The organism is Rhodomicrobium sp. (genome assembly GCF_047605405.1).
Lineage (GTDB): Bacteria > Pseudomonadota > Alphaproteobacteria > Rhizobiales > Rhodomicrobiaceae > Rhodomicrobium > Rhodomicrobium lacus.
This window is the reverse complement of sequence record NZ_JASGFR010000050.1, coordinates 1-23,460: the sequence shown is the minus strand read 5'-3', so window position 1 is coordinate 23,460 and position 23,460 is coordinate 1. Positions and strand designations below refer to the sequence as shown.

Genomic DNA, 23,460 nt, shown 5'->3' with positions numbered 1-23,460 from the left:
TCCAGCAGCTCGACAAGGTGACCCAGCAGAACACCGCCGCGGCCGAGGAAATGGCGTCGACTTCGGAGGAACTGGCAGGCCAGGCCGAGCAGCTTCAGCGGGCCGTCAGCTACTTCCGGATCGATGAGGCAGGCTCGGCGAGCGTCGAGCGCAACCGGCAGCCCGCGAAGGCGACAGGACGCCTCAGTGTCGCGCAAATGCAGGACGCGCTGCGCCACGCCAGCCCCTCGATTGCGTCCAGAAGCCCGAAGCCTTCGGCCCAGACTGGCTTCGCTCTCAACATGAACGAGCAGCTTGGCGACGATCTCGACAAGCAGTTCGTACGCAACGGAGCGGCATGAGCCTTTTCCACTCACATCACCCCGGCCGTTCCGGCGGCCGGGGGCCCCTTATCGAAAAACTGCGAGGACAGGATGACCGACCAAACACAATATGTGACGCTTGGCGTCGCCGACGGTCTTTTCGCCGTGCCCGTCGAGAGCGTTCAGCAAATTCTTGAAATCCAGCCTGTCGCGGCGATGCCGAACGCGCCGGCCGATTTTATCGGCCTGATCGATGTTCGCGGCCAGAATGTGCCGGTGATCGATCTGCGAACCAAACTGGCGCTGCCAGCTTCGGCAGACACGCAAAACACCCGGATCGTCGTTCTCGACGTCTCGGTCGAGGGAGCCACGCGCCGGTTCGGTCTGAAAACAGACCGCGTCTTCGAGGTGACCGGCCTCGATCAAGGCGCGCTCGAACCTCCGCCGGATCTTGGAGCGAGATGGCGCGCTGACTGCGTCGCGGGTGTGGGACGACGCGCCGGAGCGTTCGTCACCGTCCTCGATCTCGACCGGCTGTTTCTGGCCGACGTCCTCGCGTCGGACGCGTTGGCCTGAGGCGCGCGCACCAGGTGCAACTCGCCTTGATTGACCCGACCCGTATTTGTGGAGTTTTAGCATGACCGTTGCCCAGCTTGCCGAAGCCCGGCGCGAGAGGATGCCCGATTTCGATCAGCTTGGAGACCGTGACTTTGCGCGCATAGCGACACTGGTCAGCCGGCAGACCGGAATTCGATTGCCGCCCTCGAAAAGAACGATGATCGAAACGCGACTGCGCAAGCGCATGCGCGCCTGCGCCAAGCCGACCTTCGATGCCTATTGTGCCTACTTGTTCGACAAAGGCGTCGAGGGGACCGAGTTAACGCATCTGATCGATGTCGTGACGACAAACAAGACGGACTTTTTCCGCGAGCCCGATCATTTCAGCTTTCTTGCCGATCGAGCCATACCGGATCTGGTTGCCCGCCGGGCTGGCGAGAGGACGCCGCATCTGAAACTCTGGAGCGCGGCAAGTTCAAACGGCGCCGAGGCCTACACCATGGCCATGATCCTCGCCGATATGGCGGGCGCCAATCTCCGCTTCCAGTTCTCGATACTCGGCACCGACGTCTCGACGCGGATGCTGGCTGCCGCGAGGCGCGCGGTTTATCCGGCTGGTTTCGTGTCTCCTGTCCCGGAGGCGATGCAGCGACGCTATTTCATGCGTTCGCGCGATCCCGAAGCCAATGAGGTGCGCGTGATCCCGGAACTGAGGAACCATGTGCAGTTCTCAGCCATCAACCTGATGGACGAAACCTATCGATACGAGCGCGATTTCGACGCCATCTTCCTTCGTAATGTGCTGATCTATTTCGAGAAGGACACACAGGTCGCCGTAACCCGCAGACTGATCAGCCATTTGAGACCGAACGGCTATCTTTTTCTCGGCCATTCCGAGACGTGGGTCGGCGCCAGTCTGACCGCACGGCAGGTCGCACCATCCATCTTTCAGGTTTTGTGAGGCGACCGATGCAGAATTCAACAAGACGTTCAGGCGAAAAATTCCGGGTTCTCATCGTGGACGACTCGGCGTCTGTCCGCCAGGCCCTGTCGGACATTCTTTCCAGCGACCCCGAACTCGAGGTGATGGCCACGGCGTCGGATCCCTATGTCGCCGCGGAGCGCATCCGTCGGGAGATACCTGACGTCATTTTCCTCGACATCGAGATGCCGCGCATGGATGGCCTGACCTTCCTGCGCAAGATCATGGCGCAGCGCCCGCTGCCGGTGGTGATCTGTTCGAGTCTGACCGAGGAGGGGTCGAGCACGCTCATGGAAGCGATGGAGGCGGGGGCCGTCGACGTCGTTACAAAGCCGCGGATCGGTTCGGTCGAGTTTCTCCAGCACTCGCGAATGCGGATCTGCGACACTGCCAAGGCAGCCGCGCATGCGAGGCTGAAGCCGCGGGCGACTCAGCCGCTCCGCGTGGAGGCCAAGTTCACGGCCGACGCCATTATTCCCCAGGGTTGGGCAAGAACGCGCGCAAATCATTACAATGCGAGCGATATGATTGTCTGCATCGGCGCGTCAACCGGTGGGACGGAAGCTCTCCGTGATATCCTTCGCGCGCTGCCTGCGGAATGTCCTCCGATCGTCATCGTTCAGCATATGCCGGAAAAATTCACCGCCGCCTTCGCGCGCCGCCTCGATGGTATCTGCGCCGTGTCGGTCAAGGAGGCCCAAAGCGGAGATGCGGCAATCCCCGGCCGTGTGCTGATCGCGCCGGGCAATCGCCACATGCTCCTCCAGCGCGCGGGCTCCCGCGTCAGCGTGACCATCAAGGACGGTCCTGCGGTGTGCCGGCATCGGCCTTCGGTGGACGTACTCTTCCGATCGGCTGCGCAAAACCTCGGGCCGCAGGCTCTCGGCATGTTGTTGACGGGGATGGGCGACGACGGAGCGCAAGGTCTTCTTGAGATGCGCGAGGCGGGTTCCTTCACGATCGCCCAGGACGAGGAGAGCAGCATCGTTTTCGGTATGCCAAGAGAAGCGATCCGGCGGGGAGCGGCCGTAAAGGTTCTGCCTCTGTCGCGCATGGCGCAGGTAATCATGCAAACGCGCAACCATACAGTCGATGCGGTGAAGGCGTCATGACAGCTCTTGATGCGATGACTGATGTGACGACTATCGAGAAGCCGAGAATGTCCTTCGTGCGGGAAGGCTGCGATCCTTTGGAGATCATCGCGGAAATAGCCGAGCCTCGGAAGGCAATCGAGCGGACGTTCCTCGAAATGGGCGAACGCCTGATAGGCGGCGTGAAGTTGCTGCGGACCGTTTCCGCTGCCCATCAGGCCATGGTTGCGGAGTTTCAGGGCCGTGATTTCCTGACTGTTGCCGAGTGCGTGCATGCGCTTCGCGATGAAGTCGGCGCAATCGTCTCAGATCTGGCTGCCGACGATACCGAAATCGGACAGATCGCCCAGACGATCCGGAAGCTGAAGGATCCTCTCGACGATCTCGCCAATGCCATCAGAATGCTGGATCTCATCGCGATCAATGCCCGGGTGGTGGCGGCAGGCGTCGAAGCGGGCCACGAAGATCTCGCTGCCTTCGTGGCTGATATGACGGAGATCGGACGCAAGGCACGCGAAACGGTCCGTTCTATCCTGAGCATCCACGCCCGCGTCAGCGAAACCGTAGCCAGAGCGACGCAGATCCACCTCGCCTCCAATCGCGAACAGGCGAAGATCATGGCGACGATTTCGGAACAGCTGAAAGCCAATCTCGCTACCATCGAGCTTCAGCAAGGCCGCGCCGCGTCCTACGCTCAGCGATCCGGCGAACTGACATCGGCGATCAGCATGAGGATCGGCGATGCTATTGCCGCCATGCAGATCGGTGACAGCACCCGTCAGCGGCTTGAGCATGTCGAAGAAATCCTGAGCGCGATCCTGGACCGCGGCGGGCCTGGGGATGACGATACCGAGGCGATGCTTTTTCGTCTTGCGGCGTTGCAGCTTGCCTCGACGCATGAGGACTTTGCCACCGAGGTTGTGGCCCTGCTCTCCGCGCTCGACGGTACTCGCCGCGACGCTCAGGCGGTGCTTGAGGAAGGGAGCGAACGGGCAGACGAGATCCTCGCGGACAGCGGCCATGCCCTGACCGCTCTGGCGAAAAATCTCCAATCCATCGTTCCCCTTCTTCAGAAGGACGCGGACATGCGTCGCACCGTCCGCGAGCTTGGCGAGGAGACGGCTGATGCGATGCGGGAGATTCTCGGACAGATGGACGCCATCGAAGCGACCGATCACGTGGTCCAGCTTCTGCGTCTCAACATGGCAATCCTCTGCACGAGGCTTGGAGAAAGCGCGCGTGGAATGCGCGTGATAGCGGGTGAACTGGGAGCCGTAGCGCGGAGCGCAAAAGGCGCCGCGGCCAGCATGCGTCAGATCCTGACCGACCTGAAAGATGCCGTCGAGGCCGCGCGAGGGGAAGCCCAGCGGTCGGGGGTTCGTGAGGTGAATGGCGATCCCATGAACGCGGCGAGGCTGCTGGAGACGGTTATGGATCGCATCAAACAGGAAGCGGCGACCCTGAAGCAGGCGGGGCCGAAAACCATTTGTATTCTCGACGAAGCGGCGGACCGGGTTCGGGATTGCGCTGACGGTCAGCAGGATTGGCCGGATGTCATCTCGGCACTCGATGCCGCAGCGGGAGATCGGGATTTCGCGTCATTGACCGTGGATCGGGAGTCGCTGGCCGAGATCCGCTCCCGGTACACCATGCAGAAAGAGCGGATCATACACGATCAGGCTTGTGGTGAAGCCGGTGTGCCGTCCGATTCCACGGATGTGCAGGAAGAAGCCGAAGCAGACCTTGAGAGCCTGCTGTTTTAGGGAGGAGAAGGCCGCTGACGCACAACGTATCGCCATCGGCAACGTCGCAATTCAGGGCCTGTTCCGTGAGCGAGTACGCAATCGCCCCCATTGCGGAAGCGGCGGCAGCCAGCCGCTCGCCCGCATCCAGCGGGTAACAATCGATCCATGCGAGCGGCTTCCGTCGGCGTCTTACGGAACGCGCAGGAGGTCAATTGCGGGTCAGGATGTGGTGCCGGCGAGGCTCGGCTCGTCAGGTTCCGCAGAAAGTCTGATGAACGACCTGATCGGGGCGAGGCGCCGCCGCGTAGCGGGCGAATTCGGGGAAATCCTCGTAAGGCTTCGCAAGAACCGTAAGCAGGGTTTCGAACGGGGCAAAATTGCCCTTGTCCTGCGCCGCGTCGATGGCCTCCTCGACCAGGTGATTGCGCGGAATGAACGCGGGGTTCGCCGAACGCATGACGGCGCGGCGTTCTGCCGGTTCGGTCGCTTCGCGCGCAAGCCGTTCGCGCCAGCGCGCCGCCCATTCATCGAAAACACTCGGATCGGCAAACTGAAGACGCGCGGTCTCGTGTGCCGGGACGCCCGACGCCGTGTCGCACAGGCCGCGAAAGGTGAGCGTGAAATCCGCGCCGTTCGCCGCCATGCGCTTCAGCAGATCGTCCGCGAGGGAAATGTCCTCGGGTTCGGAGCGCAGAAGCCCGAGCTTGCGCCGTATTCCGTCGATATAGGCCGCATCGAAGCGGGCCGCGAAGATGGTGAGCGCCTCTTGCGCGCCCTCGATAGCGGTGGCCTTGTCTTCCGCTATCAGGGGCAGCAGCGCCTCGGCGAGGCGCGCGAGGTTCCATTGGGCGACGCGCGGCTGGTTCCCGTAAGCGTAGCGGCCGCCATGGTCGATGGAGCTGAAGACGGTATCGGGGTGATAAGCGTCCATGAAGGCGCACGGCCCGTAGTCGATGGTCTCGCCCGCAATCGACACATTATCTGTGTTCATCACGCCGTGTATGAAGCCGATCAGCATCCACTTTGCGATGAGTTCTGCCTGCCGTCCGCAGACGAGACCGAGAAGCGCGAGATAGGGGTTTTCGGCACCCGCTGCTTCCGGGTAGTGCCGCGCGATCACATAGTCGGCAAGGCAGCGGGTCGCCTCCACGTCGCCGCGTGCGGCGAAAAACTGGAAGGTGCCGACGCGGACGTGGCTTGAGGCGACGCGGGTCAGCACAGCGCCAGGTAACGGCCTGACCCGCGCCACGGTTTCGCCGGTCGTGACGGCGGCAAGCGAACGTGTCGTGGGAACGCCAAGCGCCGCCATCGCTTCGCTGACGATGTATTCGCGAAGAACCGGCCCGAGCGCCGCGCGCCCGTCTCCGCCTCGCGAAAACGGTGTGCGGCCGGAGCCTTTCAGCTGGATATCGCGGCGAACGCCGTCACGGTCGATGACCTCCCCAAGCAGGATGGCGCGGCCATCGCCGAGTTGCGGAACGAACATGCCGAACTGATGCCCGGCATACGCCATGGCGAGCGGTTCGCACCGTTGTGGCACGCGATTTCCGGAAAGGGCCGCCACGCCTTCGATTGTGGAAAGCGCGGCGGGATCGAGATTAAGTTGCCGGGCAAGGTCTTCGTTCAGCCGAACAAGACGAGGGGCGGCCACGCGCACCGGCGGAAGCTTGGCGTAGAAACGCTGAGGCAGGCGCGCATAGCTGTTATCGCACGGGAAAAAATCTCTATGTTCGGTCTCGATCTGGGGACGCTCCCGAAAATTTCACCACCCATAAGATAAGCAAAAATCCGAGCGCGGCAATCAGGATCAAGACAAGGCTGACTGTTTGAAATTCCGGGGAGTGGCCGCATTTACTCGGCCATCCGATCCGGGCCCCAATCGCAAGCCCGTTGCTTTAAATCCCGGTCAGGCGGACAACTCCCACCTTGCCATAATGGAGATTTCTGAACGAGACTTCACCGCTGCCTTAGCGCGTCGGGAACAGGCTCGTCAGGGCGGCTATGCTGTCGCCGCAGAGTATGACCGCCGTGAAGGCCGTCTGGTCGTCAACCTCAACTGGCGTCACGGTTCATGGTGCCGGTGCAGCTGCTGGAAGGTCTGGCCGACGCCGCGGCTGACGACCTGGCCGAGATCGAGATTATCCCCACCGCTCTCGGGCTGACTGATAGCGGTGCTCTCTTCTTGCTAAACATGATCGACGTGATATCGGCGCGCCGTGCCGTTGGCTCGAGGCACGGCGCTATCGCCCCTCTTTTCAACGTGCTCCAGATCGGCCCGCCGCCTTCTGACGCAATGACGCCTGAAGCATTTACTGTTATTCGGGGACGATTCAATGCGTTGAAAGGTGATTCGCATGGCACGGTTCGCTTCATTGCTGGTTTCATGTGCCGCTGCGCTGCTGATCGGCGCGGGCTGCGCCATCGCCGATCCGATCGCGCCCGCCGGTAGAGTGATCGGCCAGGATCCGCAGGGCCGTGCGATCTATCAGGTCGACGCCAATGGTATCTCGATCGGCTACAAGCTGATCGGCGCCGGCGCGCCGCTCGTGATGATCATGGGGCTCGGCGGCACGGCCGAGAACTGGCCACCGCAGGTGATCGAGGCACTGTCGAAGACCTACCAGTTGATCGTCCTGGACAATCGTGGCATGGGCCACAGCAGCGCCAACGACACCCCATTCAGCTATCCGCTGTTCGCCGCCGACGTGATCGGCCTACTCGACGCACTCGGCGTCAAGCAAACCCACGTGCTGGGTTATTCCATGGGCAGCACCATTACCCAGCAATTGCTGCTGCAATATCCCGAGCGCTTCAAGAAAGCGCTGATCCACGCCACTTCGACCGACGGTAGCAACGTTGCCAAGGCGCTGCACGGCCGGGTGCCAAGCGATCCGATCGTGGCGCGGCAGGTCGAAGCCACGACGCATTGGAGGACACCGCTGGAGCAGTTACCTGCGATCACCAACCAGGTGATGCTGGTAGTCGGCACCGCCGACAACGTGGTTGGCGCGGAGAGTTCGAAGACGCTGGCATCGTCTATTCCCGGCGCCTGGCTGGTGCAGTTCAAAGGTGCCACGCACCATCTCATGTACGAGACGCCGGAAGGCTTTGCCGCCACCGCCCTGATCTTCTTCGACATTGAAGAGACCGTTACTGTGAAAGCGCAGCCCAACGCCTCCGTCGCTCCGCCATCTGGTCGCCCGTGAGCGCCGGAAGCAGAGGCTGACATCGCGGCTCAAGAGCGGAGCGGCGGCTTTTCACCGCCGCTGCCTTATAACGCTCCTTCGTGTCAGGATGAAAATTTTTTATCTAGGATGATTTTTTTGTCCGAGATGAAACATTTTTGTCGAGGATGAAACTTTATTGTACCCGAACAAACATATCCCGGCGCGCGCGTCCTCTATTCCACCGTGACCGACTTCGCGAGGTTGCGCGGCTGGTCGACGTCCGTCCCCATCGCCACCGCCGTGTGATAGGCGAGAAGCTGGATCGGCACGGCGTAGAGGATCGGGTTGACGAGGCTGTGCGCCGCGGGAAGCACGAAATTCGCCTGCGCCTTGACCGCCGCTTGCGCCTCGGGCGCGTCTGAAAACACGACGAGTTTGCCGCCCCGCGCCGCCACCTCCTGAAGATTCGACACGGTCTTTTCAAACAGCGCATCCTTCGGCGCAATCGCGATCACGGGAACCGTCTCGTCGATTAGCGCGATGGGACCGTGCTTCAGTTCGCCCGCCGCGAAGCCTTCAGCGTGGAGGTAGGAGATTTCCTTCAGCTTCAGCGCACCTTCGAGAGCCAGCGGATAGTTCGATCCACGGCCGAGATAGAGCACGAGCGGCGCCTTCGCGAGGGTTTGGGCCAGCATGTCGAATTCGTCCTCGCGCTTCAGGACATCCGCCATGAGGCGCGGCACCTGCACGAGCGCGGTCACAAGCTCCGCCTCGTCCGCAGCGGAAAGCACACCGCGCTTGCGCCCGGCAGCGATTGCCATGCAGGCCAATACCGAAAGCTGGCATGTGAACGCCTTCGTCGAGGCGACGCCGATTTCCGGGCCGGCAAGCGTCTGCAGCACGGCGTCCGATTCGCGCGCGATGGACGATTCCGGCACGTTCACCACCGAGGCGATGAGCTGGCCGTTGTCGCGGCAATAGCGAAGGCTTGCGAGCGTGTCCGCCGTTTCGCCGGACTGGGAGACGAACACCGCAAGGCCGTCCTTCGGCAACGGTGCCTCGCGGTAACGGAACTCCGACGCGATATCGACATCCACCGGCAGCTTGGCGTAGCGCTCGAACCAGTATTTCGCTGTGAGCGCGGCATAGAAGGCCGTTCCGCATGCGGTGATTGTCAGTTTCGACAGCTTGTCGAAAGGCAGGCCGCCGCCGGGGAGTTCGATGGAATTGCGGTCGAAGCGCACATAATGCGCGAGCGTGCGGCTGATCACTTCCGGTTGCTCGTGGATCTCCTTTGCCATGAAATGGCGATGGTTGCCCTTGTCGATGAGCAGCGCCGAAACCGCCGTGCGCACGATGGGACGCTTCACCTCCGCGCCGCCTTCGTCATAGATCGTCGCGCCGCCGTGGCTGAGCACGGCCCAGTCGCCTTCGTCGAGGAACGTCACGCGGTCGGTGAAGGGCGCGAGCGCCATCGCGTCGGAGCCGAGGAACATTTCGCCCTTGCCATAGCCGACGGCGAGCGGGCTGCCACGCCGTGCCCCGATCATGAGATCGTCGCGGCCGGAAAACAGGATCGCCAGCGCGAACGCGCCGGTCAGGCGGGCCAGCGATTCGCGAACAGCCGCCACCGGGTCCGCCCCGCGCTGAAGCTCGCGATTGATGAGATGGGCTACGACTTCGCTGTCGGTCTGGCTTTCGAAGGTCTCGCCTTCCCTCTCAAGCTCCTCGCGAAGCTCGCGGAAATTCTCGATGATGCCATTGTGAACGATGGCGACACCGCCCGCCATGTGCGGATGCGCGTTCCTTTCGACCGGCGCGCCATGCGTCGCCCAGCGCGTATGGCCGATCCCGGCCGTGCCATAGAGCGGTTCCTCGCCGAGCTTCCGGTCGAGCGCGGCGAGCTTGCCTTCGGCGCGCCGCCTGGTGAGGACGCCGCCTTCGAGAGTGGCGACGCCCGCGGAATCGTAGCCGCGATATTCGAGTCGGCGCAGCGCATCGACAAGACGTGGCGCTGCCGGTTCTTTTCCGAGAATACCGATGATTCCGCACATGGATTTGCCTTTCCGAAGGACACGCGACGTGGATCGCCCGCGATGGTAGCTGCGCCGCGCGAACGCACAAATTCAAACAATACTACAGACTGTTTCAGGCAAGTTTAAGTTGCGCTTCGGAAAGGTTCGCGCAAGCGTCACCCATTCGGGCCGCTTCCCCACGACGGAAACGGATCTCGCAGTGTCGCCCATGATTTGGGACTGAACACGGGCTTTTCGGGATCGCCCACAAGGCAGCGTTCCAGCATCCCCTCGATGCGCCCGCGATTCATGTCACCGAGCGCGCCGATGAAGACCAGTTCCTGCCGCCGGTCGCCGAAGACCGGATCCCAGCGCGACTTGACCTTCGCAAGCGTTTCCTCGTCCTGCGCCAGATGCGCCTCCGGCACGGCCGCCCACCAATAGCCCATGCCACCCGTTGCGGCGATGGCACCCGCGAGGCTGAACTCACCCACCCAATCGGGGCGCGTCGCGAGCCAGAAATGCCCCTTCGCGCGGACGACGCCCGGCAGCGGCGTCTGGATGAACTCCTGGAATTTGGCGGGGTCGAGCGGCCTTCGCGCGCGCCACACGAAGCTCGTGATGCCGTATTCCACATCCTCCGGCGTATGCTCCGCGAAGCCGTACAGCTCCTTGTACCAGAGCGGGTGCTGATGCGCCCTGTCGAAATCGAACAGCCCCGTGTCGAAGATCCGGGCGGGATCGACGCGGGCGAAATCCGTCTCGATGACACGCGCGTCGGGATTGAGGCTGCGGATGATCTTGCGCGCGGCATCGAGTTGCTCGGGCGTTGCGTCGGATATCTTGTTGAGGATCACCACATCGGCGAATTCGATCTGCTCGACGAGAAGATTGACGAGCGTCCGATTATCCTCCTCACCCGCGACTTCGCCCCGGTCGCGCAGGAAGTCGGTGCTGGAGTAGTCCTTGAGCAGATGCGCCGCGTCGACCACTGTCACCATGGTGTCGAGCCGCGCGATATCGGACAGGCTCAAGCCTTCCTCGTCACGAAATTCGAACGTGGCGGCAACGGGCAGCGGCTCGGAAACGCCGGTCGATTCGATGAGCAGATAGTCGAAGCGGCCCTCCGAGGCGAGGCGGGCGACTTCCTTCAGAAGGTCTTCGCGCAAGGTACAGCAGATGCAGCCGTTCGACATTTCGACAAGGGTTTCCTCCATGCGGGACAGGTTCGCGCCCCCTGCCCGCACGAGGTCGGCGTCGATGTTCACCTCGGACATGTCGTTGACGATCACCGCCACGCGCCGCCCCTCGCGGTTGTTCAGAACGTGGTTCAGGAGCGTCGTCTTGCCCGCGCCGAGGAAGCCCGAAAGGACGGTTACGGGCAGGCGCGTGTCTCTCTGCGTCATGGGAAGAAAGCTCTCCGGTGGAAGATACGTAATGTTATACTGTATCATTGGCCACCTGTTCAAGGCAGCCGTGCGGATCGCGTGAACGAGCCGCGTCTGCGAAAGGCTGTGCGGAGAGGCTTGGCGGCTGGAATGCCGCCGGTCGCCTACTTCGTTGAGGCTGCTTTCTCGGCGTCGGCACGCGCGCGCTTGCGCTTCGCCCATTCGTCCTTGTGAACTTGCGGCGCCCGCGTCAGCGCCAGCGCGTGCGGCGGGACATCCTCGGAAATGACGCTGCCCGAGCCGATATAGGCGCCGTCGCCGATGGTCACCGGCGCGACGAGCGAGCTATTCGAGCCGATGAAGGCGCCCGCGCCGATATCGGTCTTGTACTTTTTATAGCCGTCGTAATTGCAGGTGATGGTGCCCGCGCCGATGTTGGTCTTCGCACCGACATGCGCATCGCCGATGTAGCTCAGGTGATTCACCTTCGCGCCCTCGCCGACATGCGACGCCTTCAGTTCCACGAAATTGCCGACATGCACCCCGGCTTCGAGCACCGTGCCGGGACGGAACCGCGCGAATGGGCCGATAGTGGAACCGCGTCCGACGCGCGCGCCTTCGAGATGCGAGAAGCCCCGGATCGTGACGCCGTCCTCGATCACGACGCCCCCGGCGAAAATCACGTTCGGTTCGATCACGACATCCTGGCCGATGACGGTGTCGTGCGAGAAGGTCACCGTCTCGGGCGCGATCAGCGTTGCGCCGCCCGCCATCGCCGCCGCCCGCGCCCGCCGCTGGAAGATGGCCTCGGCCTCGGCAAGCTGGGCGCGCGTGTTCACCCCGCGAACCTCGTCCTCGTCGATGATCTCGCAGGCCACGCGCAGCCCCCGCGCGCGGGCGATTTCGACCGCGTCGGTGAGGTAGAATTCGCGCTGCGCGTTGTCGTTGCCGATGCGGTCGAGCAGCGAAAGGATCAGCTCGCCGCGAAACGCTAGGATGCCCGCATTGCACAGCGTGATGGCACGCTCCTCCTCGGTCGCATCCTTGTGTTCGCGGATGGCGAGAAGCGCGCCCGACGCGTCGGTTATCAGCCTGCCATATCCCTGCGGATCGCGGGCCTTGAACCCCATGACGGCCATGTCGGCCCCGTTCGCGATGGCGCCCGAAAGGCGCGCGAGGCTATCGGGCGTGACGAGAGGCGTGTCGCCGCAAAGCACCACCACGGGAAGGTTCGAGGTTTCGAGCGCGGGGCGCGCCTGCAACACGGCATGCGCGGTGCCGAGCCGGTCGCGCTGCTCGAAGAACCGGGCGGCGATGGGCAAGCGAAGCGCATCGAACTCTCGCGCGTCCGGAGGAACGATCACGAAGCAGGATTCCGCGCCCGCATCCGCCGCAGCCTTGACGACATGAGCGACCAGCGGCAATCCACCGACCTGATGCAAGACCTTGGGCAGCGCGGATTTCATGCGCGTCCCCTGCCCCGCCGCCAGCACCACCGCATTGAAACCCGCCATCGGTCGTCCCCTTCTGCCTTCGCTGCCGCTCTGCCTAGATCAAACCGCGACCGATGGAAACAATCGACCGCGCTGCGCCACGCAACAGCATAGCGGCGCAGGGTAAACATCGGCTGCGCTGATAGGGGAAAGCTGTGGCGAGCGCATGACGAAACGGCGCTTGAGCGCCGAACCGTGGCGTCAGATCGAGTCGGTGTTGAACGTATCGCAGGCGGCGAGCGAGCCGGTCTGATAGCCGCGTGTGAACCACCGCGCCCGCTGTTCCGAGGAACCATGCGTGAACGAATCAGGCACAGCATAGCCACGCGTGCTCTTCTGGATGGCGTCGTCGCCGATCGCCTCGGCCGCGCGAAGCGCCGATTCGATATCGCCCGGTTCCAGCGTGTTGTTGAGCTTCGCCGTATGATGCGCCCAGACACCCGCATAGCAGTCGGCCTGAAGCTCCACGCGCACCTGAATGGCGTTGCGCTGGCCTTCCGAGCCTGCCGCAGCCTGGAGGCGCTGCGCCTGTTGAAGCCTTCCCTGCAGGTTCTGGATGTGATGGCCGATCTCATGCGCGATCACATAGGCTTGCGCGAATTCGCCCGGCGCCCGGAAACGGCGCTTCAACATGTCGAAAAACGACAGGTCGATATAAACCTTGCGGTTTACAGGACAATAGAAAGGTCCCATTTGCGCGCTGGCGATTCCGCAGCCGGACTGTATGCCGTCGCGGAAGAGGACGAGTTTCGGCGGCTGGTAGCGCGCGCCCTGACTCGCGAAAATTTTCGACCAGACGTCTTCCGTATCGCCGAGCACAACGGAAACGAACCGCTTTGCCTGATCGTCCGCAGACGCGCTTTGGGAGGGCGCTCGCGGTGCCTCGCGAGGGATCTGGATGTTTCCGGGGAAGCCACCCTCGCCGCCTTGCAGGATGACGCGCGGATCGACGCCAAACAGCAGCGCGATGCCGACGATGACGATCACGCCGAGAATGCCGAGTCCGCCGCCCTGCCCGATCTGGATGCCGCCACCACCTGGAAACGGAAAACCGCCACCGCCGCTCTCATCGCGGCGGTCTTCGACGTTCTCGCTTTCGCGGCGTCCCTGCCATCTCATGAAATTGTCTCGCTTTTACGCTGCACAGGCTTCGCGGTCGGTTCCGGCGCCAGAAGGATGGACTTCACAGCCTTCGACGCGGCCACCTGACCAAGGTTCACATAAGCTTCGTGATTACGCTCAATGTCCTTAAGGTCGTATAAATAGTTGACCATGACGCTAAGAGACTCGCGAATTCCCTTTTCCGAGGTGTCGCCGAGCCAGTTGATCCGCTCCAGCCGCGCGCCGTTGCCGAGGTGGAAACGCGCCACCGGGTCGATCGGTTTCCCCTTCTTGTCCTTCGCACGCAGATAATAATGCGCGGCGGCGGCAAGGATGGCGGGTTCGAGCGCGTCGAGTTCCTCCTCGCTCTCGCCGAACTGGCCCGCGAGCGCCGCATCGATCAGTTTCCGTTGCGCCGCCGGGAGGTAGGAAAGCTCGGCCTTGTTCGCTTCGAGCCACGACCGGAAAGTCGGCGCCGGCGAAAGCGTGACGAAGGTCTTTAGCGAAGGCTTCTCCTTCTTCAGGTCTTCCGCCACCTGCTTGATGAGGAAGTTGCCGAAGGAAATGCCGCGCAGGCCGTCCTGGCAGTTCGAGATCGAATAGAAGACGGCGACCGATGGCTCGGGATCGTCGCAATCCTCGGCGTCCGAGGCAAGCAGCAGCTGGATCGAGGACGGGATATCGCCTGCGAGCGCGACCTGAACGAAGATCAGCGGCTCGTCGACGAGCGCCGGATGGAAGAACGCGAAGCAGCGGCGGTCGCCCGGGTCGAGCCTGCGCCGCAGATCCTCGAACCCATGGATCTTGTGCACCTTCTCATAGGCGATGAGCTTTTCCAGAATCGATGCGGGGCTCGACCAGGAAAGATGCGCGAGCATCAGGAAGCCGCGATTGAACCAGGAGGAAAACAGGTGCACGAAATCGCGGTCGACGCCTGCAAGTTCGGGGTTGTCCTTCAGGCGGCGCAGCAAGTCTTCCCGCATGCGCACGAGCGCCGCCGTGCCGCCGGGCGCAAGATTGAGCCTACGGAAAAGTTCCTGCCTTGGCGATTCGACGGCCGCCATGAGCGCTTCGAGCTGACCGATCTCTGGCCGCTCGACATAGGCGACCGCCGCGCGTCGGACGGCCTCCGCGCTCGGGAGAAAATGTCTTGCCAAAAAGACGAAAAAAGCGTCTTTTTCCTTATCCGTCGTCAAGCGGTAGAGGTCGAGGATTCGCCTTGCAAGAGCAACGCCCGAAGCCTCGCCCCTGCTCGAAACCAAAGCCTGGCATAATTCCTCGAATGACTCTTCAGCGTCTGCTCCGATCAAGGATGACAAATCCAGAATTTGCCTGCCCCGGTCCGAAATTTTGCTCAGGATTTCCTGGAAGAAAGAAACATCCATATTCCGGCTGCTTGCCTCGTTGCTTGCGATTGATCAAAGGTCCAGTCTGAGTAGGATGATACCATGAAATTCATGGTCTACGCCCGAAAAGGCGGTTTCGGCTTCTTCTCTGTTCGGATAATCCGGGCTATGGCTTCCTGCCCGGTAAAAATTGTGCCGATCTTTGACGATGGACGGAAGGATCGTCGAGAGCACGAAACGAAGAGCGAGGTCCTATGAGTTCCCAAGCGGAACGCTTGAGAGCGTTGATCGAGGAGGAAATTCTCTCCTTCCAGCTCAAGCCCGGCGACAAACTGGACGAGTGCGGCCTCGCGAAGCGATACGGGACGTCGCGAACGCCGGTCAGGGAGGCGCTTCGTCAACTTTCCGCGAACGGCCTCGTCGAAATCCGGCCTCACAAGGGCGCCATGGTCGCGCGCCTCGGCATCCGCGAACTCGTCGAACTGCTTGAGGTGATGGCGGAGCTTGAGGGCGCTTGCGGACGTCTCGCGGCCAAGTCCTGCCTCAACAGCGATATCGATGCGATGGCGGCTGCGCAGGAAGATTGCCGCCGCTTTGCCGAAGCGCACGACCCGAAAAGCTACGCGCGCGCGAACGAGGTGTTTCACGAGACGATCTATGCGGCGAGCCGCAACAACTATCTCGTCAAGATGACCCTCGGCATCCGCAACCGGATCGGCGCTTACCGGCGTTTGCAGCTCGACCACGTCAACCGGATCCTGCCCTCCGTCATGGAGCACGATCGCATCCTCCGCACCATCCGCGACGGGCTTCCGGACGAGACCGACCGGCTGTTGCAGGTGCACATCCTCAACATAGGCGGCGAGCTGCGCCGGATGATCGCGCTCATCTCCGAGGGCGAAAACGCGTTTCCCAGCCGCACACAGATGATGTTCGACGAAGCGGACGCGCTTCACGTTCTGGCAGGCGCGGGCAAGAGATAGCGTCGCATCGGCTCTTCGATCATCCCGGACGGCGATGATCGTTTGATGGCGCAGGCGGGATGATCGCGCTCCCGCCGATACTGATGCGAGCGCGAGCTTTGCACCGCAGCCAGCCTGTCGGACAACACCCTACGCTATCAGGTTGTATTTTCTCATTTTTGCATCCTAAGCGTGGGCTGGTGCATTCGCGCAACAGACAAAACTGCTGTGCCCTGATAGAAAAAAAGCCGGTCCCAATTCGATTCAGACGCGGCTTTTGCATGCATCGTCTTCTGGCATCGCTCTTGATCCTCGCCGGGCTTCTGAGCCTTGACGCCCGCGCGGCCAATATTTCTACCGTGACCCAGGATGGCGTCACGAAGGTCATTGTCATCGCTGGCGTGATCGCTCCGGGGGACGCGCAGAAATTTGCCAATATCGCGCTGATGACGGACGATGCCGTTGTCGCGCTGGCAAGCGATGGCGGCGCGCTGAAGGAAGCGCTCAACATAGGCCGCGCAATCCGGCTCAAGGGCTTCTCGACCTATGTCACGGCGAATTCCCGCTGCGCGTCGGCCTGCGCGCTGATCTGGCTCGCGGGCGTGCCGCGCCAGATGGCGTCTACGGCTCGCGTCGGGTTCCATGCCGCCTATTACGATCTGTCCGGCGTGAAGGAAATCAGCGCATCGGGTAACGCGATCGTCGGCTCTTATCTGAACACGCTCGGGTTGCCGGAGAGGGCGGTGCTGAGCCTTACTTCCGCGCCGCCGACGAGCGTGCGGTGGTTTTCTCCGGCGCAGGTCCGCGGGACCGGAGTCGATGTCACGATCAAGGATCTGGACGGCGCCTCCGAAGGGGGCGTGACGGAACAAGCCCAGACGCCCAGAACCACCGAGGTTACGAAAGACGTTTCATCGCTCGGTGTCGGTGCCCCCGCCACGCCGGCAGATGTCGAGGCGCAGGCGCGCATTTTCGCCGCGCGTTACCTGACCTACGAAAACGAAGAAGCTGCTCGCTCGCTGGCCCTGATGTCAGATGTTTACGACGACAAGGTTTCGCACTTCGGCAAGATGAAAACCCGGCAGGAAGTGCTGGCCGAGCATGCCCTTTTCGTCACGAAGTGGCCGAATCGCAAGCAATCGCTCAAGCAGGGGAGCGTGATCGTCCAGTGCAAGGCGCCGCAGGCGCAATGCATGGTGGACGCGCTGATCGACTGGGAAGTCGCCAGCGGAAGCACGCGCACGAAGGGTGTTTCGACATGGCACCTTGTGCTCAACCGCCAGTCCGACCGCTTCTCGATCGTTGCCGTCGACGGCAAGGTGATCGAACGACGCAACCTGTCTACGGAGCGAAATCGCGGGCCGTGCTTCCGCTCCTTCTGTCCGTTCGATCTCGCCTTGCGCTGAGAAACGGCGCGACCTCCGGCAAGCGAGCCTGAAGGCTGCCCTCTCGGTGGGGGATTACGCTGAGGCGAGCGTAATCCTTCCCGAATGTTGGCCGGAGGCCGTCGCACTCTGCCGATGCGTGACCGGGATTTCGAGGTAACGCTTTCGATAAGGCGTCCATGCCGTGCCGCATCACGGCGCCTTGCTGTCATGCCGTGTCGTTGAGCTATCGAGCGCCGGGAATCGCGGGGTTTTCCACTTTAGGCTGTTCGACCGTTGCCGCGCGAAGCTGGTAGGTGTTCAGGCGGCAGGTGTTCTGCTTGTCGAGTTCCACGAAGGCGGGGTTGCGCCGGTCCACCATATCGGACTCGGTGACATAGCCCTTGCGTTCCACGTCGTAATATTTGAAGTCGGCTGTCTCGAACAGGCGGTCCACCTTGGCAAGACGCTTGAACTCCTCCGGCGACAGCTTCCCGTCACGGTTGACGTCCGCATCCTTGAACAACTGGCTGACATAGGCGCGCCACTCATCGCAGGTGACGACGCCGTCGTGATTCAGATCCCAGGTCGCCGCCGCCCGGATGAACGATCCTTCGACCGAGTCGCTCAGGCCGGCGGGAGACGAACACCCCGCCAGAAGGATCGCGAGCGAGGCGCTGGCGGCCATCAGCCCGAGGCACAATTTTTTGTGATGTGGCATTATCGTCTACCGCTTCCCGTATTATTCCGCGTTGCCCCGAGGCAAAGCTTTGAATTGTGGTGCGAATGGGCCGAAAGAGCCGGTTCCGGCGTTTTTGCCACAATCTCCCGCGCGGAACCCTCAGGCATCACGCCTCAAGACATGCGAAACCAAGATTAAGAAGACTTTGCGGTCGTGTCTTAAGCCGCGCTATAAGCATGCAGGCGAATATGGTTCCGAGTTGCAGGAGCCATGTGTGGTGGGATCATGATTTACAGACATGCGGCCTTTGGGCTGGTCGCACTTCTTTCGCTCGCGGGCGCGGCCAGAGCGGCCGAATGCCCTGCGGGTGCTCTCGGCACGAGTCGAACTCTTGCCATCGATCCGGCGAAGGTGAGCCGGGTCGGCGGCGGTCCGGACTACGGCACGCCCATACTCGATGATCACGAGGTGATCCTCACCTTCGACGACGGCCCCACCCCCCCATGGACGGGCAAGGTGCTCGATGCGCTCTCGGCTGAATGCGCGAAGGCGACCTTCTTCACCGTCGGTACGATGGCGCGTGCGCATCCAGCGCTGTTGAAGCGCGTGCTTGCCGAAGGTCATACCGTCGGCACACATTCGGAACATCACGCCCACATTCCGAAGCTGCCTTACAAGGCCGCGACAAGCGAAATCTCCGATGGCTTCACGAGCGCCGGAAAGAGCCTCGGCGATCAGGCCGCCGTCGCGCCGTTCTTCCGCTTCCCCTATCTCGAATCGACGCGCGCGACAGAAACCTACGCCGCAGCGACCGGACTCGTGATCTGGAACATCGATTTCCATGCATCGGACTGGGTGAAACAGACGCCGGAGAACCTCGCGCGCCTCGCCATTTCGCGCATAGAACAGAAGAGGCGCGGCATTCTCCTGCTTCACGATATCCACGAACGGACCGCTCTCGCCTTGCCGATCATTTTGCAGGAGCTGAAGACGCGCGGTTACAAGATCGTGCACGCGGTCCCGGCGCCCGGCGCTCACGTGAATTTCGAGGTCGCCTCGAAGGTGGATCCGTGGATTGCGAAGACGGCACCGCTTCGCAGCAGCCGGGCAAAGGCCACGCCGAAGCTTGAAGGCGGCGCCGTCGAGGACTGGCCCGCACAGCCCTAGATTTCCGGCAGCGTCAACGGCACCCGATCGAGGGGGGTCTGCCAATCGTGGACGGCCCTGCGCAGGCGCGCCGCTCACGGTTTGGCGAGCCTCGGCATGAAGAACATGGCGGGAACACCAATCGGTGTTATGATCCGGCCACCGCTTCTATCATGGCGAGGTTCCCTGCATGCCCTCCACACTTCTGCCCGGTCGCGCCGTCCTCAAGGTCACGGGCGATGATCATGTGCCGTTCCTTCACGGTCTGATCACGAACGATATCGAGCATCTCGGAAACGACGAGGCGCGCTTCGCAGCTCTGCTCTCACCGCAAGGCAAGATCCTCTTTGACTTTTTCGTCGTCCGCCATGGCGACACGCACTTCATCGACGCGCCGAAAGGACAAGCCGACGCGCTTGTCAAGCGGCTGACCATGTACAAGCTTCGCGCCAAAGTGGATGTTGCCGATGTGTCTGACAAGACGGCGGCGGGCGCGGTCTGGGGCGAGGACGCAGCCGCGTGGGCGAAGGCGAACGGCGGGCTTGCCTATGCCGATCCGCGCCTTCCTGAGCTTGGCAGCCGCGTCCTGATTTCCGCCACCGCAACCCCTGCCGTGAATGCGACGCCCGAAGATTACGCCGCCCATCGCATCGCGCTCGCCGTGCCCGAAGGCGGCGCGGACTATGCCTTCGGCGACGCCTTTCCGCACGAGGCGTGCTTCGATTTTCTCCACGGTGTCGATTTCAGGAAAGGATGTTTCGTGGGGCAGGAAGTCGTCTCGCGCATGCAGCATCGCGGCACGGCACGCACCCGCGTTCTCTCCGTGGCTTCATCCGCGGACCTGCCGGAAGGCGGCGCGGATATCGTGGCGGGCGGGTTCCCGGTCGGGCGCCTCGGTTCTGTCGATGGCGCGCGAGGCGTTGCGTTGGCGCGAATCGACCGCATCCGCGACGCCTTGGCGAAACGGCTCGCGCTGACGGTCGGCGCTGCGGACGTCGATCTCACCGTGCCGGGCTGGGCGACTTATTCGCTGGAGCCGGAACCTGCCGGAGATGCCGCGTGAGCGGGGCGGATGCCGCGCCCGCCGTGTCGCAGCCTGTCCGCTGTGGCTGGGTAAACGCGGAAAACGCGCTCTACGTGCGCTATCACGACGAGGAATGGGGCGTGCCGAAGACGAGCGACCGCGCGTTTTTCGAAAAGCTCATCCTCGAAGGGTTTCAGTCCGGCCTGTCGTGGATCACGATCCTGCGCAAACGCGAGAACTTTCGCGCCGCCTTCGACGGTTTCGATCCCGAGAAGGTCGCCCGTTACGACGCGGCAAAGATTGCGGCGCTTTTGGCCGATGCGGGGATCGTGCGCCATCGCGGCAAGATCGAGGCCGCCATCGCCAATGCGCGCGCCTGCCTCGACCTGCAACAGAAACAGTCGCTCGCCTCGTTTTTTTGGGGCTTCGTCGACGGGGCGGCCATTCAGAACCGCTTCACCGCCATTTCCGAGGTGCCCGCGCAGACGCCGCTCAGTGCCGCGATCTCGAAGGAACTGAAGCGCCGCGGCTTCCGCTTCTGCGGACCGACGACCGTTTATTCTCTCATGCAGGCGACGGGGCTCGTCAACGACCACATCACATCCTGCCATTGCCACGATCCTTGCGCCGCTTTGGCTCGACCCGAAATTCTGGCATAAAGGCGCTGTCCTCGAAAAGGATTCGCGATGCAGCAAAAACTCGCTCCTCAGCCGCTCGTCGTGCACCGCCAGAACCGAGCATGGCAGCGCATGCTTTCGGGCCGCCGCCTCGACCTGCTCGACCCGTCGCCGCTCGACATCGAGATAGGCGACATCGCGCACGGGCTGGCCCGCGTCGCCCGCTGGAACGGCCAGACGAAGGGTGCGCATGCCTTCTCGGTCGCGCAGCATTGCGTGCTGGTGGAACAGGTTGCGGCCCTCATCAAGCCCGCCGCCGGGCCGCATTTCCGCATGGCCGCGCTGCTGCACGACGCGCCGGAATATGTCGTGGGCGACCTCATCAGCCCGTTCAAGGCCGCGATGGGGAAGACCTACAAGGCTTTCGAACAGCGCATTCAGCGCGCGGTGCATATCCGCTTCGGCCTGCCGCCCGAGCTTGCGCCGGGCGTCACGCAGACCATCAAGCGCGCCGACAAGATCGCGGCGTTTTTTGAGGCGACCGAGCTAGCGGGCTTCGCTGTGGCCGATGCGCGCGCGTGCTTCGGCGACCCGGACGCGCTCGGCATCGACTGGCCCGTCGCGCTGCGCCATCCCGAACCGCTGGACGCCTCGGCGGCGCAGGCGGCCTTCCTTGCTCGGTTCGAGGCGCTCGAAGCGGAAAGACGGACCGTGGGCGGATCGAAAGGCGGCGCGCGTGCACCCTGACCTGAAGCCGCTGACGGCTGGCCTCGCCGCCAAGTTCGCCGCGCTCGCCGGGCCGCATGGCGCGCTGGAAGCGCCGTCGGAAATCGCGCCCTATACGCAGGAGCCGCGCGGCCTTTATCACGGCGCATCGCCGCTGGTGCTGCGTCCGGCGACCGTCGAGCAGGTCTCCGCCATCCTTCATCTCGCCCATGAAGAACGGATTGCGATCGTGCCGCAAGGCGGCAACACGGGGCTCGTCGGCGGACAGGTGCCGTTCGGCGGCGAAATCATTCTGAGCCTCTCGCGTCTGAACCGCATCCGCGATATCGACGCGGCGGGCAACACGCTCACCGTCGAGGCCGGCGCGACGCTCGTCGCCGCGCAGGAAGCCGCCGCCAGCGCGGGGCGCCTTTTTCCCTTGAGCCTCGGCTCGGAAGGCTCCTGCCAGATCGGCGGCAACATCGCGTCGAACGCCGGTGGCGTGCATGTGCTGCGCTACGGCAATACGCGCGATCTCGTGCTCGGCCTCGAAGCGGTCTTGCCCGGCGGCGCGGTGATCCACGGGCTGAAGGCGCTTCGCAAGGACAACACGGGCTACGATCTGAAAAGCCTGCTCGTCGGCTCGGAAGGCACCCTTGCCGTGATCACGGCGGCGACGCTGAAGCTGTTCCCGCAGCCATCCGAGGTTGCGACCGCTTTCGTCGGCCTCCCCTCGCTCGATGCGGCGGGCGCGTTTTTCAGCCATGCGAGCGAAGGCGCGGGGCCGCTCCTCACCGCGTTCGAACTGATCCCGCGCGCGATCCTCGATTTCGTCTTCCGCCATCTGCCGCAGCATCGCGACCCGCTGGCCGCGCGCTATCCGTGGTATGCGCTGGTCGAGATTTCCTCGCCGCTGGGCGACGGTGTCGCGGATCGCGCGGCGCTCTCCATCCTCGAAGCGGCGATGGAAGCGGGTATCGTCGCCGACGCCGCCCTCGCCGCGTCCGAAGCGCAGGCGAGCGACTTCTGGCGGCTGCGCGAGGCCATAGTCGAGGCGCAGAAATATGAAGGCGGCAGCATCAAGCACGACGTGTCCGTGCCGGTCGCACGCATCCCCGCCTTCATCGCCGAGGCGATCGCTGCCGTCGAAGCGTTCGTGCCCGGCGCGCGGCCCGTGCCGTTCGGCCATTTCGGCGACGGCAACATCCATTTCAACGTGAGCCAGCCCCAAGGCGGCGACGCGGGTACGGACAAGGAGGCGCGGAAGGCCGCCTACCTCGCGCGCTGGGACGAGATGCAGGCGCTGGTGCATGGCATCGTGCTGAAATACGGCGGCTCGATCAGCGCCGAGCACGGCATCGGCCGCATGAAGGCCGACGCGTTGGCCGAGATCAAATCCCCCGCCGAGATGGCGCTGCTGCGAGGGATCAAGGCGGCGTTCGATCCGCGCGGTGTGCTGAACCCGGGGAAGGTTTTGGTTGGGTGTAAAGGCAGCTAACGGCCGAAGATATCACGCCTCAACTCAGCATAAACGTTCATTCCGGGTTTGATCAGAGGCGCCAATGTGTTACGGGCGAAGGATATCTGATCGTTACCTGACCGAACAAGTCCAAGGATACGTTTCGTCCGTGGGCCTGCCTCGGTGAGTTTCAACGCGACCGGCAGGTCGGCCGCTCGGCCGAGGACATGCTGGACGAGGTCAAGGCCGGCGCGGTCATGCTCGCAGACCGCGCCTATGATAGCGACGGTTTGCGCCATGCCCTCGAACAGCG

20 protein-coding genes and 2 pseudogenes are annotated in these 23,460 nt (G+C 63.0%); 14 read left to right on the top strand and 8 right to left on the bottom strand.

Annotated features, from left to right (window positions below; translation table 11 throughout):
- From QM659_RS15440 to QM659_RS15420, 5 genes and pseudogenes are all read left to right on the top strand, one after another.
- A pseudogene (locus QM659_RS15440) lies at positions 1-341 on the top strand (methyl-accepting chemotaxis protein); the annotation flags it as partial.
- A 72-nt stretch (positions 342-413) separates the two neighbouring features.
- Positions 414-878, top strand: coding sequence for a chemotaxis protein CheW (locus QM659_RS15435; RefSeq protein ID WP_415189097.1), 465 nt, complete (start codon positions 414-416; stop codon positions 876-878).
- Between the two features lie 61 nt (positions 879-939).
- Positions 940-1,821, top strand: a complete 882-nt coding sequence (locus QM659_RS15430) for a CheR family methyltransferase (protein ID WP_303486429.1) — start codon at positions 940-942, stop codon at positions 1,819-1,821.
- Between the two features lie 8 nt (positions 1,822-1,829).
- Complete coding sequence (locus QM659_RS15425; RefSeq protein ID WP_415189096.1) at positions 1,830-2,954, top strand: protein-glutamate methylesterase/protein-glutamine glutaminase; 1,125 nt, start codon at positions 1,830-1,832, stop codon at positions 2,952-2,954.
- Positions 2,951-4,696, top strand: a complete 1,746-nt coding sequence (locus QM659_RS15420; RefSeq protein WP_415189095.1) for a hypothetical protein — start codon at positions 2,951-2,953, stop codon at positions 4,694-4,696. Before QM659_RS15425 ends, QM659_RS15420 begins: the two co-directional genes overlap by 4 nt.
- Before the next feature lie 232 nt (positions 4,697-4,928).
- Here QM659_RS15420 and QM659_RS15415 read toward each other — a convergent pair whose 3' ends face one another.
- Positions 4,929-6,419, bottom strand: a complete 1,491-nt coding sequence (locus QM659_RS15415) for a protein adenylyltransferase SelO (protein ID WP_415189098.1) — start codon at positions 6,417-6,419, stop codon at positions 4,929-4,931.
- Positions 6,420-6,749: 330 nt separating this feature from the next.
- On the opposite strand from QM659_RS15415, the gene QM659_RS15410 reads away from it, so the two are divergent.
- Entirely contained in the window at positions 6,750-7,127 is a 378-nt protein-coding gene (locus QM659_RS15410; RefSeq protein WP_415189094.1) for a hypothetical protein, read from the top strand.
- Complete coding sequence (locus tag QM659_RS15405) at positions 7,033-7,884, top strand: alpha/beta fold hydrolase (RefSeq protein WP_415189093.1); 852 nt, start codon at positions 7,033-7,035, stop codon at positions 7,882-7,884. Before QM659_RS15410 ends, QM659_RS15405 begins: the two co-directional genes overlap by 95 nt.
- 194 nt (positions 7,885-8,078) lie before the next feature.
- Here the strand turns inward: QM659_RS15405 and glmS are convergent, their stop codons facing one another.
- From glmS to QM659_RS15380, 5 genes are all read right to left on the bottom strand, one after another.
- Positions 8,079-9,899, bottom strand: a complete 1,821-nt coding sequence (glmS, locus tag QM659_RS15400; protein WP_415189092.1) for a glutamine--fructose-6-phosphate transaminase (isomerizing) — start codon at positions 9,897-9,899, stop codon at positions 8,079-8,081.
- Positions 9,900-10,036: 137 nt separating this feature from the next.
- Entirely contained in the window at positions 10,037-11,266 is a 1,230-nt protein-coding gene (locus tag QM659_RS15395) for a GTP-binding protein (RefSeq protein ID WP_415189091.1), read from the bottom strand.
- Positions 11,267-11,412: 146 nt separating this feature from the next.
- The gene (gene glmU, locus QM659_RS15390) at positions 11,413-12,762 is read right to left on the bottom strand and encodes a bifunctional UDP-N-acetylglucosamine diphosphorylase/glucosamine-1-phosphate N-acetyltransferase GlmU (protein WP_415189090.1); all 1,350 of its coding nucleotides are present in this window, start codon (positions 12,760-12,762) and stop codon (positions 11,413-11,415) included.
- Positions 12,763-12,942: 180 nt separating this feature from the next.
- Complete coding sequence (locus tag QM659_RS15385) at positions 12,943-13,860, bottom strand: neutral zinc metallopeptidase (protein ID WP_127076115.1); 918 nt, start codon at positions 13,858-13,860, stop codon at positions 12,943-12,945.
- A complete protein-coding gene (locus tag QM659_RS15380; RefSeq protein WP_415189089.1) occupies positions 13,857-15,104 on the bottom strand; it encodes a malonyl-CoA decarboxylase in 1,248 nt (415 codons plus the stop codon). Before QM659_RS15380 ends, QM659_RS15385 begins: the two co-directional genes overlap by 4 nt.
- A gap of 338 nt (positions 15,105-15,442) precedes the next feature.
- On the opposite strand from QM659_RS15380, the gene QM659_RS15375 reads away from it, so the two are divergent.
- Entirely contained in the window at positions 15,443-16,171 is a 729-nt protein-coding gene (locus QM659_RS15375) for a GntR family transcriptional regulator (protein ID WP_415189088.1), read from the top strand.
- A 260-nt stretch (positions 16,172-16,431) separates the two neighbouring features.
- Complete coding sequence (locus QM659_RS15370) at positions 16,432-17,556, top strand: hypothetical protein (RefSeq protein WP_415189087.1); 1,125 nt, start codon at positions 16,432-16,434, stop codon at positions 17,554-17,556.
- Between the two features lie 205 nt (positions 17,557-17,761).
- Here QM659_RS15370 and QM659_RS15365 read toward each other — a convergent pair whose 3' ends face one another.
- Entirely contained in the window at positions 17,762-18,235 is a 474-nt protein-coding gene (locus tag QM659_RS15365; RefSeq protein WP_415189086.1) for a histidine kinase, read from the bottom strand.
- Positions 18,236-18,481: 246 nt separating this feature from the next.
- On the opposite strand from QM659_RS15365, the gene QM659_RS15360 reads away from it, so the two are divergent.
- From QM659_RS15360 to QM659_RS15340, 5 genes are all read left to right on the top strand, one after another.
- Positions 18,482-19,363, top strand: a complete 882-nt coding sequence (locus tag QM659_RS15360) for a polysaccharide deacetylase family protein (RefSeq protein WP_415189085.1) — start codon at positions 18,482-18,484, stop codon at positions 19,361-19,363.
- A gap of 169 nt (positions 19,364-19,532) precedes the next feature.
- Positions 19,533-20,405, top strand: a complete 873-nt coding sequence (locus QM659_RS15355) for a YgfZ/GcvT domain-containing protein (protein ID WP_415189084.1) — start codon at positions 19,533-19,535, stop codon at positions 20,403-20,405.
- Complete coding sequence (locus QM659_RS15350; RefSeq protein WP_415189083.1) at positions 20,402-21,025, top strand: DNA-3-methyladenine glycosylase I; 624 nt, start codon at positions 20,402-20,404, stop codon at positions 21,023-21,025. The genes QM659_RS15355 and QM659_RS15350 overlap by 4 nt, the downstream gene beginning before the upstream one ends.
- Before the next feature lie 27 nt (positions 21,026-21,052).
- On the top strand, positions 21,053-21,730 hold the full coding sequence (locus QM659_RS15345) for an HD family hydrolase (RefSeq protein WP_415189082.1): 678 nt from the start codon (positions 21,053-21,055) through the stop codon (positions 21,728-21,730).
- A complete protein-coding gene (locus QM659_RS15340) occupies positions 21,720-23,186 on the top strand; it encodes an FAD-binding oxidoreductase (protein WP_415189081.1) in 1,467 nt (488 codons plus the stop codon). The genes QM659_RS15345 and QM659_RS15340 overlap by 11 nt, the downstream gene beginning before the upstream one ends.
- Here QM659_RS15340 and QM659_RS15335 read toward each other — a convergent pair.
- Positions 23,183-23,460, bottom strand: a pseudogene (locus tag QM659_RS15335) (hypothetical protein); the annotation flags it as partial. The gene QM659_RS15340 and the pseudogene QM659_RS15335 sit on opposite strands and share 4 nt — an antisense overlap.

What these genes read in the sequence shown, in the direction of transcription:
- QM659_RS15395 (WP_415189091.1), bottom strand. Translation starts at nt 11,266, where the DNA reads ATGACGCAGAGAGACACGCGCCTGCCCGTAACCGTCCTTTCGGGCTTC.
- QM659_RS15360 (WP_415189085.1), top strand. Translation starts at nt 18,482, where the DNA reads ATGATTTACAGACATGCGGCCTTTGGGCTGGTCGCACTTCTTTCGCTC.
- QM659_RS15425 (WP_415189096.1), top strand. Translation starts at nt 1,830, where the DNA reads ATGCAGAATTCAACAAGACGTTCAGGCGAAAAATTCCGGGTTCTCATC.
- QM659_RS15345 (WP_415189082.1), top strand. Translation starts at nt 21,053, where the DNA reads ATGCAGCAAAAACTCGCTCCTCAGCCGCTCGTCGTGCACCGCCAGAAC.
- QM659_RS15370 (WP_415189087.1), top strand. Translation starts at nt 16,432, where the DNA reads ATGCATCGTCTTCTGGCATCGCTCTTGATCCTCGCCGGGCTTCTGAGC.
- QM659_RS15365 (WP_415189086.1), bottom strand. Translation starts at nt 18,235, where the DNA reads ATGCCACATCACAAAAAATTGTGCCTCGGGCTGATGGCCGCCAGCGCC.
- QM659_RS15375 (WP_415189088.1), top strand. Translation starts at nt 15,443, where the DNA reads ATGAGTTCCCAAGCGGAACGCTTGAGAGCGTTGATCGAGGAGGAAATT.
- glmU (WP_415189090.1), bottom strand. Translation starts at nt 12,762, where the DNA reads ATGGCGGGTTTCAATGCGGTGGTGCTGGCGGCGGGGCAGGGGACGCGC.
- QM659_RS15355 (WP_415189084.1), top strand. Translation starts at nt 19,533, where the DNA reads ATGCCCTCCACACTTCTGCCCGGTCGCGCCGTCCTCAAGGTCACGGGC.
- QM659_RS15420 (WP_415189095.1), top strand. Translation starts at nt 2,951, where the DNA reads ATGACAGCTCTTGATGCGATGACTGATGTGACGACTATCGAGAAGCCG.
- QM659_RS15385 (WP_127076115.1), bottom strand. Translation starts at nt 13,860, where the DNA reads ATGAGATGGCAGGGACGCCGCGAAAGCGAGAACGTCGAAGACCGCCGC.
- QM659_RS15435 (WP_415189097.1), top strand. Translation starts at nt 414, where the DNA reads ATGACCGACCAAACACAATATGTGACGCTTGGCGTCGCCGACGGTCTT.
- QM659_RS15410 (WP_415189094.1), top strand. Translation starts at nt 6,750, where the DNA reads ATGGTGCCGGTGCAGCTGCTGGAAGGTCTGGCCGACGCCGCGGCTGAC.
- QM659_RS15405 (WP_415189093.1), top strand. Translation starts at nt 7,033, where the DNA reads ATGGCACGGTTCGCTTCATTGCTGGTTTCATGTGCCGCTGCGCTGCTG.
- QM659_RS15430 (WP_303486429.1), top strand. Translation starts at nt 940, where the DNA reads ATGACCGTTGCCCAGCTTGCCGAAGCCCGGCGCGAGAGGATGCCCGAT.
- glmS (WP_415189092.1), bottom strand. Translation starts at nt 9,899, where the DNA reads ATGTGCGGAATCATCGGTATTCTCGGAAAAGAACCGGCAGCGCCACGT.